Below are 508 nucleotides of genomic sequence, written 5' to 3'. Positions count from 1 at the left end.
GCGGCGAACAACGCAGCCAGGGTCTCCTCCACCGCCGCCGGGACGGCCAGGCACTGGGCCAGCACCTGCTCGGGCGCCCCCTTGACCACCAGCACCCGGTTCCCGTCGTCGTCGACCAGCGCCGAAGTCGCGCGGCGTTCGTGGTCAAACGGCAGCATCGCGACCCGGCGCGTAGAACCGCCCACCAGTTGCTGCGCCCCGGACGATTCCCAGAGTGCGGCGTCGAGCGAATTCGCGCTGGCGCCGGCGGTTTCCGGGTCCACATCGGTGGCCAGCAGGCCGAGCCGGCGGACCGGGTCGCTGTGCGCACCGCCGGCGTCGACGGCGTCCACCAGCCGGATCCGTCCCTCCGTCAAGGTTCCGGTCTTGTCGGTGATCAGGATGTCGATGTCGCCGAGGTCCTCGATGCAGACCAACCGCTTGACGAGCACCTTGGCTTTGGCCAGTTGTCGGGAACCGGTCGCCAGGCTGGTGCTGACCACCGCGGGGAGAAGCTGTGGCGTGATGC

General features: G+C 70.1%; 1 pseudogene. It reads right to left on the bottom strand.

The features are described 5' to 3' along the window. Positions 1 to 508: pseudogene (locus A9X04_RS06985) on the bottom strand (magnesium-translocating P-type ATPase); the annotation flags it as partial.

Source organism: Mycobacterium sp. E3247 (assembly GCF_001667785.1).
In the GTDB taxonomy this organism is placed as follows: domain Bacteria; phylum Actinomycetota; class Actinomycetes; order Mycobacteriales; family Mycobacteriaceae; genus Mycobacterium.
Note: the sequence above shows the minus strand (reverse complement) of the source record. Positions and strands in the feature narration are given on the sequence as shown.